Source organism: Arthrobacter sp. NPDC080082, from assembly GCF_040686595.1.
Lineage (GTDB): Bacteria > Actinomycetota > Actinomycetes > Actinomycetales > Micrococcaceae > Arthrobacter.
Window position 1 is genome coordinate 28,304 of the sequence record NZ_JBFBKQ010000006.1, and the last position, 13,949, is coordinate 42,252.

The window sequence follows — 13,949 nt, forward strand, 5'->3', positions numbered from 1 at the left end:
GCCTAGACAAATGCGGCGGTGCCGATGCCGGCGTCGTTGAGGGCGGCGCGGACGGCAGCCGACATGGCCACGGCTCCGGGTGAATCGCCGTGGACGCAGATGCTTTCGGCGCGGATCTTCAGGATTGAGCCGTCGATCGCGCGGACGGCGGAGTCCGTGGCCATCCGGAGGACGTGTTCGGTAACCTCGGCGGGGTCGTGCAGGACGGCGTCCCGGCGGGTGCGCGATACCAGGGTTCCGTCGGGGTTGTAGGCGCGGTCGGCGAAGGCCTCCGTGACGGCCCGGAGACCGGCGGCCTCGGCCAGGCGCAGCACCTCGGAGCCGGGCAGCCCCAGGATGGGCAGGCCCGGGTCTACCGACTTCACGGCGTCGACGACGGCTTTGGCCTGGGCGGTGTGCGAGACGATCGCGTTGTAGAGGCCGCCGTGGGGCTTGACGTAGGTGACCTTGCCGCCTTCCGCGGCGGCGAGGGCCTGCAGCGCGCCGATCTGGTAGACGACGTCGTCCGCGAGTTCGCCCGGGTCGATGTCCACGAAGCGGCGGCCGAAGCCGGCAAGGTCGCGGTAGCCGACGTGCGCGCCGATGGTGACCCCGGCGGCGACGGCGTCCCGGCAGGTCTGGCGGATCACGCTGGGGTCGCCGGCGTGGAAGCCGCAGGCGACGTTGGCGCTGGAGACGGAGCGGAACATGGCGGCGTCGTCGCCGAGGCTCCAGCGCCCGTAAGATTCGCCGACGTCGCTGTTCAGGTCAATGGTGTTCAGCCCGGTGGTGGCCATGTGTGATCCTCGTCTCAAGGTTGCTTCCTACCTAGGATGCACCATGAATGAGGATTGTTCAACAATTTTCTATGCGGGTTAGCGCTTTCCCTTTTTGCGGGAGCCCTTGCCCCGGCCCTTGTCCGGGTTCGGGGCGTAGCGCTGGGCAACCTTGGGCTGCTTCACGGCCGGTCCGCGGCGGTCCGGCTTGGGCGCCCGCTTGGGCTTCTCCTGCTGGGCAGAGGGCTGCCGGGAACTGGCGGCGGTGCGTCCTCGGACAATCCCGATGAACTCCTCGATCACCTCGTCCGTGGACTCGCTGGGCCAGGCCAGGGCGATCTGCGTGACGGGAGCTCCGGTGAGACGCCGGGCGACGGTGTCCTTGACGTTGAAGTGCCGCGCCACGGACATCGGCAGGATCACCAGCCCGGCGCCGGAGGCTACCACCTGCAGGGCGGGTTCGGCACCGCCGAGGTCGGCCACGTCCAGGAACGTCTCGGCGGACAGGTCCTCCAGTGCCACCTCCTCGAAGAGGGAGATTTCGTGGCCCTTGGGCGCCACCACCACGGGCTGTTCCTCGTAGAGCGGGATGACACTAAGGCCCTCTCGGTCCACCGGCAGGCGGACGAAGCTCAGGTCCGCGGAGCCGTCGCGCAGGACGGCGAGCTGGGCGGCGTCGTCGGTCATAAAGGAGCCCAGCGGCACGTCCGGCATCCGCTCCTCCCAGCGGCGGATCCATTTGCCGGGCGTCACCCCGGCCACGTAGGCGAAGCGCAGCTCCCGGGGCTGGGGCGCGGACTCGTCATGGGGCTGGGTGGTTTCTTCTGCTGCGGGCACAGCTTCACAGTACCGCCCGGGCCTCCGGCGCGCGGGGGCGGCACCGGGGTCTATCCCGGCGTCGCTCCCGGGAGTGGGTGCATTGGTGCCCCGCGGGCGCGCCGACCGATACCCTTTAACCATGACCTCTGCAAACTCCCAGTCCATGAAGCCGGCCACCGTTGCCAAGAAACTTGGCATCTACCTGCCCGCCACGCCCCAGGAGTTCCAGGATTCGGTCATTACCCGTGAGGAATTCGCCGAGCTCCAGGCCAATCCGCCGGAGTGGCTGGCCGAACTGCGCCGCAACGGCCCGCACCCGCGTCCCGTGGTCGCGCAGAAGCTCAACGTCTCGATCAGCGGCCTGGCCCGCGGCGGCGTCGAGGAAGCGCTGACGACGGCGGAAATCACCGCGCTGCTGCAGGCTCCCCCGGCCTGGCTGGTGTCCGAGCGTGCCACCCACGCCGCCGTCCGCGCCGAGGCCCAGCGGGTCAAGGACGAGGCGGCGAAGAAGGCCGCCAAGAAGGCCCGCACCGAGTAGGACCCGGGCGGCCGTAAGCTGGCCGCGCCCGGCAACCGTCGTCCATTTAGACGGTTGGCCGCACATTCGACGTCTCCGGACGTCGATCCGGCAGGGAACCGTCGAAACGGCGGGCCCAGCCCACACGACCGGCGGGCGCCGGGCCTAGTCCTGGTGCAGCTGGACGTAGTTGCCGCAGCCGTCGTCGAGGATGGCCGTGGTGCCACCGGGACCGTCTGAGGGCTCGGTCAGGAACATGACGCCCTTGGCCGTGAGCCGCTCGTACTCCGCCCGCACATCCGGCACCCCGAACACGATCGCGGGCAGCCCGGCGTCGTGCACGGCGTTCATGTAGGAGGCGCCGATCGGGTTGTCGCTGGGTTCCAGCAGCAGCCCCACCGTGGCCGCACCCTGGGGGTCCTTGATGATGTAGAGATTGTGCTCCGGCATGGCCATCATGGTCTCGAAGCCGAGAATGCCGGTGTAGAACTCGTGGGCCGCGGCCGGGTCCTTGACATGTATACTGCACATTTTCAGTCGCATGGGCCCTAGGCTACGCGGCGGCCGCCGCCCTGGGAACGGGTGCGAGCGGCCCCACTGGGGACTTTGCGCCATTGACGGCCCGGCCCGGATGACCTGCAATGGAAGGAGCGGAACGCACCCGCCCGGGGGTTCCGCGGGAGGTGCGCGATGCCGTTTCCTGCAATGTTTGCCGTGACGGGGCTGTGGCAGTTGCTGGCCCTGACCCTGGTGGTGGCCATGGGCGCCGCCGGGTCCGCCGCTCTGGCCCGCAAGCACCACGCCGACCCCGCGACCCTCCCCGACTCCGTCTTCTGGGACGTCTTCGCCGGTGTGGCCGTGGTGGCGCCCGCGGTCCTGCTGGGCGCCCTCGCCTCGCCCGCGGCGGGTCTGATGCTCGCCGCCGTCGCCATAGCTTCGGCGGTGGCCAGCTTCCGCTGGACCCCGGCGTTCCTGCTCCGGCAGCGGATGAGGCAGGACGGCAGGCGGGCGACGGCTGAGGACGCTGAGGCCGCGGCCCGGCACGGAGAGGTGCTGGCCCGCTGGCAGCGCTACGAGCTGGATCCAGCCCTCTGCATCGACTACCCGCAGCTCAGCGACGCCCGGCACCCGGAGACCTCTGCCCTGTTCAAGGCCATGCGGCGGGCGGAACTGCTGCGGCCCGTTGCCGGCCGCGGCGGGAGCGCAGGTCCCGGCGGGCCTGGCCGGGCGGACGGACCCAGTTACAGCGACGCCGTGGCGCGGCTGGAAACCGCCTTGGCCGAGGCCGAGCGTTCCGCCGGTGCACTCGGCCAGCCACGGCTTTCACCAGGGAGTGCGCAATGACAGACATCACCATCATCGGCAGCGGCAACATGGCCCGGGCCATCGGGCTGAGGGCGGCCGCGGCCGGGGAATCCATCCAGATCCTGGACCGCAGCCCGGACAACGCGGCCCGGCTGGCGGCGGAACTCGGCGCCGACACCAGCTCCGGCGGCCTGGGCGACGTCCCCGAGGGCGACATCGTGGTCCTTGCCCTGTACTTCGGGCCGGCCAAGGAGGTCGCGGCGCACTACGGAGACACCCTCAGCGGCAAGACCGTGGTGGAGATCAGCAACCCGGTGAACATGGAGACCGGGGACTCGCTGCTGGTGGAGCCCGGCACCTCGGCGGCGGAGGAGGTGGCCCGGCTGCTGCCCGGCGCCCGGGTGGTGAAGGCCTTCAACACAACCTTTGCCGGGCCCCTGGCGGAGGGGTCGGTAGGCGGCCGGCAACTGGACGTGTTCATCGCCTCCGACTCGGAGCAGGCCCGCAACGAGGTGGCATCCTTTGCCGCCAAGGCAGGCCTCCGGCCGCTGCAGGTCGGCGCGCTCCGGCACGCCCGCGAGCTGGAGGGGATCCAACTGCTGATGATCGGGCTGCAGATGAATCCGGCTTACGAATCCTTCAACTGGCAGACAGCGCTAAACGTCATCGACTAAGAGGCAAGAGACGCAAACGACGGCGGGCGGCCCGGTCATCAGACCGGACCGCCCGCCGTCGTGGTTCGGGGCCGTAAGAGCTAGAGCTCGACGGTGCCGCTCTCGCCCACGCTCATCCGGCTGTTGGTGACCTTGGATTTGACCCACTGCAGCACGGTGGCCGCGGTGCCGCCCGGGCTGGTCCAGTACTCGGCGGAGTCCGAGTCGACCCGCAGCAGGACCACGCCGGGGGTTTCCGGGCCGTCCGGGAACCAGGCCTCGACGGCCTGGTTCCAGCGGTCGCGGATCGCCTGGCGGTCGGTGACGATCTCCGCGGTCCCGGCCACGGAAACCCACTCGGTGCCCTTGCCGAAGGAGACGTTCACGGCGGGGTTGGCCTTCACGTGGGCCACCTGGGAGGTGTCCTGCGACGTGAAGAACCACATGTCGCCGTCGTTCTCCACGTCCTGGACCGCCAGCGGACGGCTGACCAGGGCGTTCTTTTCGTTGATGGTGGTGAACATTCCAATCCGGGAATGGTTGATGATGTCCGTCACCTTGCTGATGTCCTGCGCGTCCGACATGTGCTCACCTCGTCTTGAGAAGTCCGGAGGGAAGTCCTCCTGCCGCCAGCCTATTGATAAGGGTGCTTAGTTTTCAAGCTGCCGTCCGCGGGAGAGTACCTGGCCGCGGAAGAACTCCGGCCGCAGCCTGGCCATCACCAGCATCAGGACCACGCCCAGCAGGATCACGCCCATTCCCAGGATGAACACCAGGCCCAGGCCGCCGATCGAGGAGCCGGAGCCGTACTCGGGGTCCATCGAGTCGTAGGCGGTCTTGACGAACATGACCAGCAGGATCACGCCGCCCAGCAGGGGTGCCAGGAACTTGAAAAAGAACGAGTGCGCACCGCGGAACGCCTGGGCGCGGAAGAACCAGACGCAGGCCAGGGCGGTGATGCCGTAGTAGAAGCAGATCATCATGCCCAGCGCGGTGATGGTGTCCCAGAGGGCGTTCTCGGACAGGGTGCGGGTGATGACGTAGAAGCCGGCGGCCGCGGCCGCGGAGGCGATCGTGGCGAAGCTCGGGGACTTGTAGCTGGGGCTGATGGTGCCGAACTTTGCCGGCAGCGCCCGGTAGTGGCCCATCGAGAGCAGCGTGCGGGCCGGCGAGACGAAGGTGGACTGCAGGGAGGCCGCGGAGCTGCTGAGGATGGCCAGGGACATCAGGATCGCGAAGGGGCCCATGACCGGTCCGGCGAGGATCGCGAAGATGCTGCCCTGGTTCTCGGGGTTGCCGGCACCCAGGCCTTCCTCGCCGACGCCGGCGAACGCCAGGGTGGCCAGTGCGACCGTCATGTAGATGATCACGATCACCAGGACGGTGACGGTGGCGGCGCGGCCCGGCGTCTTCTCCGGGTTGCGGGTTTCCTCGTTCATCGTCAGGGTGACGTCCCAGCCCCAGTAAATGAAGATCGAGAGTGAGACGCCGGCGGCGAAGGCGGAGAAGGATTCGACGGCGAACGGGTTGAACCAGTCCGGGGCGATCGCGGTGGCGTCGAAGGCGGTGCCGTTGGCCACGTGGCTGAACGCCGCAATGGCGAACCAGCCCAGCACCAGCAGCTGGAAGCCCACCAGGACGTACTGCACGGTCTTGGTGGTTTCCATGCCGCGGTAGGAGATCCAGCAGGCAAGGGCGATGAAGACCAGGGTGGTGGCGATGTTCAGCGGCAGCACCTTGGTCAGGTCGCCCAGTTCGGGGTTGTTGAAGATCTGGGCGAGCATCAGATAGAAGAAGTCGACGGCGACGGCGGCCAGGTTGGAAAGCACGATGATGGTGGCCGCGATCAGGCCCCAGCCGCCCATCCAGCCGATCCAAGGTCCGAACGCCCGGGAGGCCCAGGTGAAGGAGGTGCCGGCGTCGGGCATGGCGTTGTTCAGCTCGCGGTAGCCCAGGGCCACCAGCAGCATGGGGATGAAGCCGACCAGGAAGATCGCCGGCAGGTGGACGCCCACCTCGGAGACGGTGGGGCCGAGCGCGGCGGTGAGGGTGTAGGCGGGGGCGATGCAGGAAACGCCGATGACCACGGCCCCGATCAGGCCCACCGAGCCGGCCTTCAGGCCCTTCTCGCTCAGACCGTGCTGCTGCACGGTGCCGGCGGCGCCGGACGTCGCGTGTTTGATGCTCATGCTTGTGCCTCTCGGGATGGGTCATTCGACGGTGAATGGGACGGGCTCTTGAGCTCGTAGTCGCTGGGGACCACGATCATGGGAACCGGCAGGGCGCGCAGGATCCGGTTGGCGGTGCTGCCCAGGAAGATGGAGCGGTGCCGGGCCAGCCGGCTGGAGCCGATCAGCAGGATTTCGCCGTCCTCCCAGTCGAGCCGGTCCACGGCCTCCTCGACGCTGCGGCCCTGGGCCACGACGACGTCGGAGGGGTGGGCGGCCGCGGCGGGCCCGCCGTCGGCGCCTGGGCTGCCGGACTCCCCCGCAGTGCCGGCGGACGGCAGGGCGGCGGCGAGGTGCCGGGCGGCGTACGCTCGGGCGGCTTCCGCGGCCTCGGCCGAGTCGCCCTCGTCGAGGGTGAGCAGCGAGACGACGCGCAGCGGGACGTGCCGGTTGGTGGCCATCGACACCGCGTAATCCAGCAGTTCCTCGGCGCCGGGCCGGTCGCCCAGCCCGCAGCTGACCCGGGTCAGCGCTTCGCGCCGGTGGTAGCCGTGCGGCGCCAGGGCCACCGGTACGGTGGCGGCGTGCAGCAGGGCGCCGGCCACGGAGCCCACGGTGAACCGCTTAAACAGCCCGTTGCTGGTGGCGCCGATGACCAGCATGTCGGCGCCGAACTCGTCGCAGGCATCGATCAGGGTCTGGGCGTCCGATTCTCCGCTGCGGATATGCGCCGAGGCGGGCACGTCCGCGGGGATCAGCCGCAGCCCCTCGTCGAGCCATTCCTGCGCCTGTTGGTGCAGGTAGTTGTCGTAGCCGGCGGCGGGGGCGTGCGCGGCGTTGAACGGCGCGGCCTCCGGAATGGCGACGACGAGGTCCAGGGCGGCGCCGCGGCCGCGGGCCAGGGAGACGGCCAGGTTGACGGCGTCGCGGCCTCTGGCGTTCGCGGAATATCCCACTACATATCGCATACTGACCGACCTCTCTGGTTGGGTGCTGGACTGGGTCACAAGCTGGGTCACGGGGTGGCGCGCCGGATCAGCGGCCGGCCGGGAGCCGGTCGGCGGCGGCGACGATGCGGGCTGCCACCTGGCGGCCCATCCGGATGGCGCCGTCGACGTGCTGGTATCCCTCGGCCGCGAGGTCGGAGGAGGCCCAGTGGATGGGACCGACGGGGGCGTGCTGGTCCTTGCCGTAGCGGTGCAGGCCGCCCAAGTCGTAGCTGGCGGCATAGGCTCCGCGGGTCCACTCTTCCGAGCCCCAGTCGGATTCGTAGTAGACCTCCGGCTCCAGCGCCTTCGGGCCCAGGAACCCGGCGATCGATTCGAGGATGGCGCGGCGGCGGTCCTCGGCGCTGAGTTCGAACATGGCGTCCGCCTTCTCGTCCGAGACGAAGCCCACCAGGGTCCCGCGGGGGTCCTCGTGGTTGGTGTTGTCGTAGACCTCCTGGACCAGGGCGTCGGCGCCGAAGCAGGTGCCGGAGAGGCCCTCCTCGCGCCAGAACGGCGAGCTGTAGACGGCGTGGACCTTGATGACCAGGCCCAGGGACTGGTGCTGGTGCATCTGGTGCTGGCGGCGCGGCAGCGGGGGGTTGTAGGAGACGCGGGAGTACAGGTTCGGCGGGACGGCCATGATGACGTAGCGCGCGGTGACGGTGGCACGGTCGGAAACCACGGTGGCGGTGTCGTCCGCCCAGGTGATGCTGCGCACAGGGCTGGAGAGGACGACGTCGTCGCCCAGTTCCGCCGCCTGGAGCACGGAGACCTGCTGCATGCCGCCCACCACGCGCTTGTCCAGGATGAAGTCCTCGTCGGTGAGGTGGGTGAAGGAGCCGGCCGACGCTGCCATCAGCACGGCCTGCAGGGCGGAGAACGCGTGTGCCGGCTTGGTGAGCATGCCGCCGGCGATGAAGAGGCCGATGTTGTTGCAGGCTTCCTCGTCGGTGGAGTTCTGGCGGAGCCAGTGGTGGAAGGAGATGGTGTCCAGCTCGCGGGCCTTGGGGTGGGCCCACGGCTCGGTGGGGCCGATCTCGGCGGCGAGGGTGTCCAGCAGGTCGGTCAGCTTGGCCATCTCGGCCGCCGTCGTCTCGCTGACCGGGAAGGTTTCCCCGGTGTAGAGGGTGCGCTTGCCGTCGGCTCCGAGGTAGACGGCCTGGCCGTCGCGGTAGCGGTCGTAGGTTTCGAGCCCGAGTTCGTCCAGCAGTTCCAGGAGGGCGGTCTGGTCCGGGGAGACCCACTGGCCGCCGATTTCCAGCATGGCGCCGTCGATGGTGTTGGTCCAGGTCCGGCCGCCCACGCGGTCGCGGGCCTCCAGCACGGCCACGCTCAGCCCGGCCTTCCGCAGTTCGCGGGCCGCGGTCAGGCCCGCGGGGCCCGCTCCTACGATGGCGACGTCGCGGTCAAATTCCAGCATGATGTCCTCTCCGGGTCCGCTGAGTGATGCGGACCACTAAATGAATGCCATTCATTTAGTGACGACTATAACGCCGGAGGGGCGCGGAGGGAAGACCTCGGCGCAAGGTTGCCGTCGGTGGAATAATCCAGAGGACACCCGCCGGGAGCCTCCCGGATCCGCAGGAAGAGAAGGGCAGGGCATGCCGGCAGCCAGCAACGCCACCACGGAACCGCACCGCCCGGCGGTCTCGCGCCGCCGCGTCGGCCGCCCCGCCGCCGCGGTCCTGGACCAGGACGGCATCACCGCCGCGGCCCTGCAACTGGTGCGCAAGAGCGGCTACGACGGGTTCACCATGGCCGCCCTCGCGAAGACGCTGAACGTGGCGCCGTCGGCCCTGTACAACCACGTCGCCTCCAAGCGCGAGGTGCTGGTGCTGGTGCAGGACCACCTGACCTCGTTCGTCGACGTCTCGGCGTTCGAGACCCTGCCGTGGGAGCAGGCCGTACGGGAGTGGGCCTGGAGCTACCGGGACGTGTTCTCCCGCCACACGCCGCTGATTCCGGTCATTGCCGTGCTGCCGGTGGCGGACGCGCCGAAGACCCTGGCCATGTACGAGGCGGTCAGCGCCGGTTTCCGCCGCGCGGGCTTCCCGCAGGACCGGATTGTCGCGGCCATCGTGGCGCTGGAGTCCTTTATCTTCGGTTCGGCTTACGACGTCACGGCGCCGGCGGACATCTTCGACGCCGGCAGCCTGGCCGCGTCGACGCCGAACTTCACGGCCGCCGTCGCCAGCCTCGGCACGGAAGGCTACGCCAACCAGGCGGACACCGCCTTCAGCCTGGGCCTTGAGGCGCTGATCGCGGGCTTCGGCGCCCTGAGGTCCTAGGCGCAGCCTTCCGGGCGGGCTACTTGGCGTCGAGGAAAACCGGGTTGGTCAGCGCCGCCATGGGACCGAGCTGGAGCGTGGTGCCCATCGCCGTCCCGTTGCTGGCCGTCCCGTCGGGCAGCGGGTGCCGGACCTCCACCCGGATGTATGCCGCGAGCTGCGGCGTCGTCAGCCAGGTGCAGGTGCCCATCCCGGAGGCGGGCAGGGCGAACTGCTGGGTCTGGCCCTCGTCGGTGATGAACCGGACCACGCCGTTGGCGACGCCGGAGACCTTGGCCGTGACGGTGACCCGCGCGTCCGGTGCCGCCGCGATCCGCTCGCCCACGCCGGCGGTGCGGCCGCCGACGGCGACGCCGAAGTCAACGGTGATGTCCGCGGACTCGGCGATCCAGCTGCGCCCGTTGCGGATGCCTTCCAGCACGCCGTCCCGGGACAGCGCCTTCGCGTAGACCACATTGTGCGGGAAGCCGATCACCTGCGGTGCGCTGTGGGCGTCGCTGTTGCCCATGGCGGGCAGCCAGCGGCCGCCGGTGCGGGCCGACTGGGCCAGCATCGAGTCCCAGGTGTTGATGGCGTACTCGTCATCGGCGGTCCACGGGCCGGTCCAGACCTCCACGGCGTCGGCGTCGTCGTAGCCGAACTTCCAGCGGCAGGCCACGTAGGGGCAGTAGGGGTGGGCGGGGACCACCAGGCCGCCGGAGGCGTGGATGTGCTGCGCCTCCTGCTCGAAGCCCTTGTCCCGGGCGCGGTAGCGCCAGTCGATCCAGTCGCCCGGTTCCAGCCCCAGCGCCAGGTAGTGGCCGTTGCGGGTGGTGACCTCCTCACCGGTGAGGATCAGGAGGTCGTTGCCGGCCAGCGGGCCCCAGGCGCCGTGTGAGGCCGGGGTGTTGTGGTCGGTGCTGATCATGAAGTCCAGGCGGCCGGCACGGGCACCCGCGGCGACTTCCCCGGGAGTCCGCTTGCCGTCGGAGTAGACGGTGTGGAGATGCGCGTCGCCGCGGTACCAGCCCGGCCCCTTGCCGGCCACCTGCTGCGGCGGATATTGCGGACGGTAGGGTGCGGCGTCCGGGCCGAAGTCCAGGGTGACAGTGACGGTGTAGTCCATGCCCTGTTCGGCCACCTGGTAGGGGCCGAGCGCGATGTTCCAGGTGCCCTTTCCCACGGGGCCGGGCAGGTAGCCGGGGGTGGCCTCGGCGGCGCTGATGAAGAATTCGGTCCGGAATCCGCCGGACCAGCCACGGAATCCCTTGCCGGAGAGCGCGGTGCCCTTCTCGTCGAAGACGCCGATGTCGCAGGCGTTGTTCAGCAGGCCGGCGGCGACGGAGGGCTTGCTGTAGCTGTAGCTGACGCTGATCTTGTTGACCCCGGCGGGGACCTCGACCGGCAGGTAGACGAAGTCGGCGGCACCGGGATCGAGGTGGCCAGTGAGGGTTTTGGTGGTGGCGCTGCCGTCGGCGGCGGCCGCGAAGTTCATGGGGGCCAGCGTCAGGGCCGCGCCGGTCATGGCGGCGGCGAGGAAGCCTCTGCGGCTGGGAGAAAGAGCGGGGGTGATGGCCTCGTGGGCCTTGCATGGTGAAGTCACGCGGACCATGCTCACGGCGGCAGCTGAACTCCCGGGGGGCACGGGTTGGCCGGGATGTGAACGTCCGCTGGGAATACCGCCGTCGGGTGTCCGGGGCAGTAGCGGAGCTGGCCGCACCTGCGCCTCGGCAAGCGCATTTTTCCATTCACATAGTCTGACTTCGAAGAGTCTCTGACTTCAGCACGTCGCGCCACCTCTATTGCCGCCGGATCGGAACAGAACCTTTGCCCACAAGAAGGACGAACTGGCCAACGGAAAGAAGCTAGTCCTGTGGCCCCGGGCGCCCATGGAGCGACCGCGATCGCCCCCAGCTCGACGTCGTGATCCTGGCCAAGGAGAGGGCGATAGTGCCTCCGGGGCTCCGGGGTCCTTCGTCTGATTCCGGGCCTTCGGACCCTGTCCGGGAAACCTATGCGGGGGTAATTTCACCCCGTTGGGGGACGCTGTTTTTCTTTTGGTGCTCCGCCATCAACATTTCGCGGACAGAAAGCAAACCATGAAGAAGAACCCGGCGCTCACAGCGCTCATCGTCGTCCCCCTCCTCCTCGCCGGCTGCGGCGGATCCACTACCGCATCCTCGGCCCCCAGCCCCAACGGTTCCACTAACGCAGCCCCCGCGGCCGCCGCAGCACCCGCCGATGCCAAGGCCGCCGAGCCGACCGTCGGCACACCGTTCACCGCGGACATGGGCAATGGCAACGTCGCCAAGATCACCATTCTCTCGGCCAAGTTCGTTGATTCGATCAGCACCAACCAGTTCGCCCCGAAGTCCAAGAACGGTAAGTTCCTGCAGCTGGACGTCCTCTGGGAGACCGAGAAGGGCACGACGAGCTCCAATCCGATGTATTTCGACGCCAAAGACGCAGACGGCCGCAAGGCTGACATCGCGATATTCGGCGACGGCATCATCGGCTCCAGTCCAGTTGCCGTCGGCGACAAGAACCGGGGTTTCGTGAATTTCGATGTGGCCCCAGGCCCGATCAAGGTCACCGTCACCAACCCAATCCTCCAGCCAGTCGCGTCCCTGACCGTCTCTCCGTAGGAGTCACGCCCGAGCCGCTACGCGTGGGTAGAGACAAAAAGAACCCCGGTCCTAAGACCGGGGTTCTTTTATGCGTGCGCGAGGGGGGATTTGAACCCCCACGCCCTTTCGGACACTGGCACCTGAAGCCAGCGCGTCTGCCGTTCCGCCACTCGCGCGCAACTTCTTCCGCTCGGCAGTAGTCCGTTTCCGGAACCTCCGCCTCGTGAAAGCAGCGAGATCAAGCATAACGGACACCTGCGGGAAAACACTAATCGGCCGTTTCAGCCCCTCCTGGAGGCGTCCCAAGGGGCCATTTTCGACCGCCGCACACCCGCTTTCCTGGCCCGCGGCCGGGCGGCTGCCCGCCCCGTCCGGCCGCCGTCACACTGCCGCCCTCCCGGGCGTCCGCCCACGTCAGCGCCGGTGGCGACCCTGGGAATAACAGCCCCGACGGCGGGCCGCATTAAGGCCATTCCCAGCCATGGACAGTAGTATCTGATGTAGGAGTGCCCGATCCCGGTGGACTCCCGCGTTAGTTGGAAACCGAGTTCCGGAACAAAACGCTGCCCCGCAGCTGTCAGGAAAGGAGAGGGACCATGGGCTTGCTAGACAAGGTCGAGCGCGGCATTGAAAAGGCCGTCCGCGGCGTCTTCTCCACCGGTTCCCGGGCGCGGGTAGAGCCGGTCGAGATCGCCAGCCACCTCCGCCGCGAGGTGGACGATAAGGCCATCACCATCGCCGCCGGCCGCACCCTGGCCCCCAACGTCTTCGATGTACTGCTAAGCGGAGACGATTTCGAACGGGCCCAGGAATGGGGAACCCCGCTGGCCGAAGAACTGTGCGACGTCGTCATCAACCACGTCCGCAGCCAGGGCTACACCCTGCAGGGTCCCGTGCGGATCAGCTTCCGCCACGACGGCGACCGCAAGGCAGGCGACTTCGACATCAGCTCCCGAACCGAAAAGTCCGGTGGGGCCCCGGCCGCCGGGCCCACGCCGATGCCGGTCACGCCGTCACGCCAGCCCGCGGCGAACCTGCAGCCGGTGCTCGACATCAACGGCCAGCGGTATTCGCTGAATGCGCCCTCGGTCGTCCTCGGCCGCTCCTCGGAGGCGGACATCCTGATCGATGACACGGGCGTCTCACGCCGGCACCTGGAAATCCGGACCGGCCACGGCACGGCCCAGGCCATCGACCTGGGTTCCACCAACGGCAGCTACGTCGACGGACACAAAGTAGTCGGCTCCGCGGAACTCTCCGACGGCGCCACCATCACCATGGGACGGACCAAGATCATCTTCCGCCTTCTGCCCCCCAGCCAGGGCGGCCGCCCGTGAGCGAACTGACCATCACGGCCCTGCGGTTTGGCTTCCTCATCCTGCTCTGGGTCCTCATCTTCAGCATTGTCTCGGCCATGCGGCGCGACCTGATGATCGGCCGGAAGGCCGCCGCCGGTGCCCCCACGGCCCGGCAGGTACGACGCAACCCCTCCCTGGCCGAGCCCGCACCGGCGCCGGTGAAGCAGCAGGCCCGCCAGCTCGTGGTGACGGAGGGTCCCCTCAAGGGCACCACCCTGCCGCTGGCGGCCAGCCCCATCCTGCTGGGCCGCGCGCAGGAAGCCACCCTGGTCCTCGAGGACGACTATGCCTCCGGCCGGCACGCCCGCCTGTTCCCGCAGGGCAGCCGCTGGTTCATCGAGGACCTCGGTTCCACCAACGGCACTTATCTCGCAGAGCAGCAGCTGACCCGGGCCCTCCCGGTGGAGCTGGGTGTCCCCGTGCGAATCGGCAAGACGGTCATTGAATTGAGGCCGTAGCCGTGGCTGCTACCCAAACCCCCGCGAACCAGG

15 protein-coding genes and 1 tRNA gene are annotated in these 13,949 nt (G+C 68.9%); 7 read left to right on the top strand and 9 right to left on the bottom strand.

What is annotated here, in order from left to right:
* Positions 1-2: 2 nt before the first annotated feature.
* Positions 3-761, bottom strand: a complete 759-nt coding sequence (locus AB0O44_RS13200; RefSeq protein WP_364138447.1) for a 5-oxoprolinase subunit PxpA — start codon at positions 759-761, stop codon at positions 3-5.
* A gap of 93 nt (positions 762-854) precedes the next feature.
* Positions 855-1,592, bottom strand: a complete 738-nt coding sequence (locus AB0O44_RS13205; RefSeq protein WP_364138014.1) for a LysR family transcriptional regulator substrate-binding protein — start codon at positions 1,590-1,592, stop codon at positions 855-857.
* A 121-nt stretch (positions 1,593-1,713) separates the two neighbouring features.
* On the opposite strand from AB0O44_RS13205, the gene AB0O44_RS13210 reads away from it, so the two are divergent.
* Positions 1,714-2,112 carry a DUF5997 family protein gene (locus AB0O44_RS13210; protein ID WP_290257076.1) on the top strand — a complete coding sequence of 133 codons (399 nt, stop codon included), beginning with the start codon at positions 1,714-1,716 and terminating at the stop codon, positions 2,110-2,112.
* A 144-nt stretch (positions 2,113-2,256) separates the two neighbouring features.
* On the opposite strand, the gene AB0O44_RS13215 is transcribed toward AB0O44_RS13210, so the two are convergent.
* A complete protein-coding gene (locus tag AB0O44_RS13215; protein ID WP_290257077.1) occupies positions 2,257-2,634 on the bottom strand; it encodes a VOC family protein in 378 nt (125 codons plus the stop codon).
* A gap of 147 nt (positions 2,635-2,781) precedes the next feature.
* Between AB0O44_RS13215 and AB0O44_RS13220 the strand changes: the two genes are divergently transcribed.
* Together AB0O44_RS13220 and AB0O44_RS13225 are read left to right on the top strand one after the other, a co-directional pair.
* Positions 2,782-3,435 (top strand): hypothetical protein, encoded by a 654-nt coding sequence (locus tag AB0O44_RS13220; RefSeq protein WP_364138017.1) that lies wholly within the window; start codon positions 2,782-2,784, stop codon positions 3,433-3,435.
* Complete coding sequence (locus AB0O44_RS13225) at positions 3,432-4,070, top strand: NAD(P)-binding domain-containing protein (protein ID WP_364138019.1); 639 nt, start codon at positions 3,432-3,434, stop codon at positions 4,068-4,070. Before AB0O44_RS13220 ends, AB0O44_RS13225 begins: the two co-directional genes overlap by 4 nt.
* 80 nt (positions 4,071-4,150) lie before the next feature.
* Here AB0O44_RS13225 and AB0O44_RS13230 read toward each other — a convergent pair whose 3' ends face one another.
* The 4 genes from AB0O44_RS13230 to AB0O44_RS13245 all read right to left on the bottom strand — a co-directional run bounded on the left by AB0O44_RS13230 (position 4,151) and on the right by AB0O44_RS13245 (position 8,626).
* Positions 4,151-4,633 (bottom strand): pyridoxamine 5'-phosphate oxidase family protein, encoded by a 483-nt coding sequence (locus AB0O44_RS13230; RefSeq protein ID WP_364138021.1) that lies wholly within the window; start codon positions 4,631-4,633, stop codon positions 4,151-4,153.
* 66 nt (positions 4,634-4,699) lie between these two features.
* Positions 4,700-6,238, bottom strand: a complete 1,539-nt coding sequence (locus AB0O44_RS13235) for an APC family permease (protein WP_364138023.1) — start codon at positions 6,236-6,238, stop codon at positions 4,700-4,702.
* Positions 6,235-7,185: a universal stress protein gene (locus tag AB0O44_RS13240; RefSeq protein ID WP_364138025.1), complete on the bottom strand. Its 951-nt coding sequence runs from the start codon at positions 7,183-7,185 to the stop codon at positions 6,235-6,237. The genes AB0O44_RS13235 and AB0O44_RS13240 overlap by 4 nt, the downstream gene beginning before the upstream one ends.
* A gap of 67 nt (positions 7,186-7,252) precedes the next feature.
* On the bottom strand, positions 7,253-8,626 hold the full coding sequence (locus AB0O44_RS13245; protein WP_364138027.1) for an NAD(P)/FAD-dependent oxidoreductase: 1,374 nt from the start codon (positions 8,624-8,626) through the stop codon (positions 7,253-7,255).
* 181 nt (positions 8,627-8,807) lie between these two features.
* Between AB0O44_RS13245 and AB0O44_RS13250 the strand changes: the two genes are divergently transcribed.
* Positions 8,808-9,494, top strand: a complete 687-nt coding sequence (locus AB0O44_RS13250; protein WP_290257084.1) for a TetR/AcrR family transcriptional regulator — start codon at positions 8,808-8,810, stop codon at positions 9,492-9,494.
* 19 nt (positions 9,495-9,513) lie between these two features.
* Here AB0O44_RS13250 and AB0O44_RS13255 read toward each other — a convergent pair whose 3' ends face one another.
* Positions 9,514-11,076 (bottom strand): CehA/McbA family metallohydrolase, encoded by a 1,563-nt coding sequence (locus AB0O44_RS13255; RefSeq protein ID WP_364138029.1) that lies wholly within the window; start codon positions 11,074-11,076, stop codon positions 9,514-9,516.
* Positions 11,077-11,572: 496 nt separating this feature from the next.
* Here AB0O44_RS13255 and AB0O44_RS13260 point away from each other — a divergent pair, with 496 nt between their 5' ends.
* A complete protein-coding gene (locus AB0O44_RS13260; RefSeq protein ID WP_364138031.1) occupies positions 11,573-12,118 on the top strand; it encodes a hypothetical protein in 546 nt (181 codons plus the stop codon).
* Positions 12,119-12,193: 75 nt separating this feature from the next.
* Here AB0O44_RS13260 and AB0O44_RS13265 read toward each other — a convergent pair.
* Positions 12,194-12,276 (bottom strand) — tRNA-Leu (locus AB0O44_RS13265).
* A gap of 420 nt (positions 12,277-12,696) precedes the next feature.
* Between AB0O44_RS13265 and AB0O44_RS13270 the strand changes: the two genes are divergently transcribed.
* Positions 12,697-13,437, top strand: coding sequence for a DUF3662 and FHA domain-containing protein (locus AB0O44_RS13270; protein ID WP_364138033.1), 741 nt, complete (start codon positions 12,697-12,699; stop codon positions 13,435-13,437).
* A complete protein-coding gene (locus AB0O44_RS13275; protein WP_290257087.1) occupies positions 13,434-13,916 on the top strand; it encodes an FHA domain-containing protein in 483 nt (160 codons plus the stop codon). Before AB0O44_RS13270 ends, AB0O44_RS13275 begins: the two co-directional genes overlap by 4 nt.
* Positions 13,917-13,949: the final 33 nt, after the last annotated feature.

What these genes read in the sequence shown, in the direction of transcription:
- AB0O44_RS13245 (WP_364138027.1), bottom strand. Translation starts at nt 8,626, where the DNA reads ATGCTGGAATTTGACCGCGACGTCGCCATCGTAGGAGCGGGCCCCGCG.
- AB0O44_RS13270 (WP_364138033.1), top strand. Translation starts at nt 12,697, where the DNA reads ATGGGCTTGCTAGACAAGGTCGAGCGCGGCATTGAAAAGGCCGTCCGC.
- AB0O44_RS13230 (WP_364138021.1), bottom strand. Translation starts at nt 4,633, where the DNA reads ATGTCGGACGCGCAGGACATCAGCAAGGTGACGGACATCATCAACCAT.
- AB0O44_RS13210 (WP_290257076.1), top strand. Translation starts at nt 1,714, where the DNA reads ATGACCTCTGCAAACTCCCAGTCCATGAAGCCGGCCACCGTTGCCAAG.
- AB0O44_RS13240 (WP_364138025.1), bottom strand. Translation starts at nt 7,185, where the DNA reads ATGCGATATGTAGTGGGATATTCCGCGAACGCCAGAGGCCGCGACGCC.
- AB0O44_RS13225 (WP_364138019.1), top strand. Translation starts at nt 3,432, where the DNA reads ATGACAGACATCACCATCATCGGCAGCGGCAACATGGCCCGGGCCATC.
- AB0O44_RS13260 (WP_364138031.1), top strand. Translation starts at nt 11,573, where the DNA reads ATGAAGAAGAACCCGGCGCTCACAGCGCTCATCGTCGTCCCCCTCCTC.
- AB0O44_RS13220 (WP_364138017.1), top strand. Translation starts at nt 2,782, where the DNA reads ATGCCGTTTCCTGCAATGTTTGCCGTGACGGGGCTGTGGCAGTTGCTG.
- AB0O44_RS13250 (WP_290257084.1), top strand. Translation starts at nt 8,808, where the DNA reads ATGCCGGCAGCCAGCAACGCCACCACGGAACCGCACCGCCCGGCGGTC.
- AB0O44_RS13235 (WP_364138023.1), bottom strand. Translation starts at nt 6,238, where the DNA reads ATGAGCATCAAACACGCGACGTCCGGCGCCGCCGGCACCGTGCAGCAG.
- AB0O44_RS13215 (WP_290257077.1), bottom strand. Translation starts at nt 2,634, where the DNA reads ATGCGACTGAAAATGTGCAGTATACATGTCAAGGACCCGGCCGCGGCC.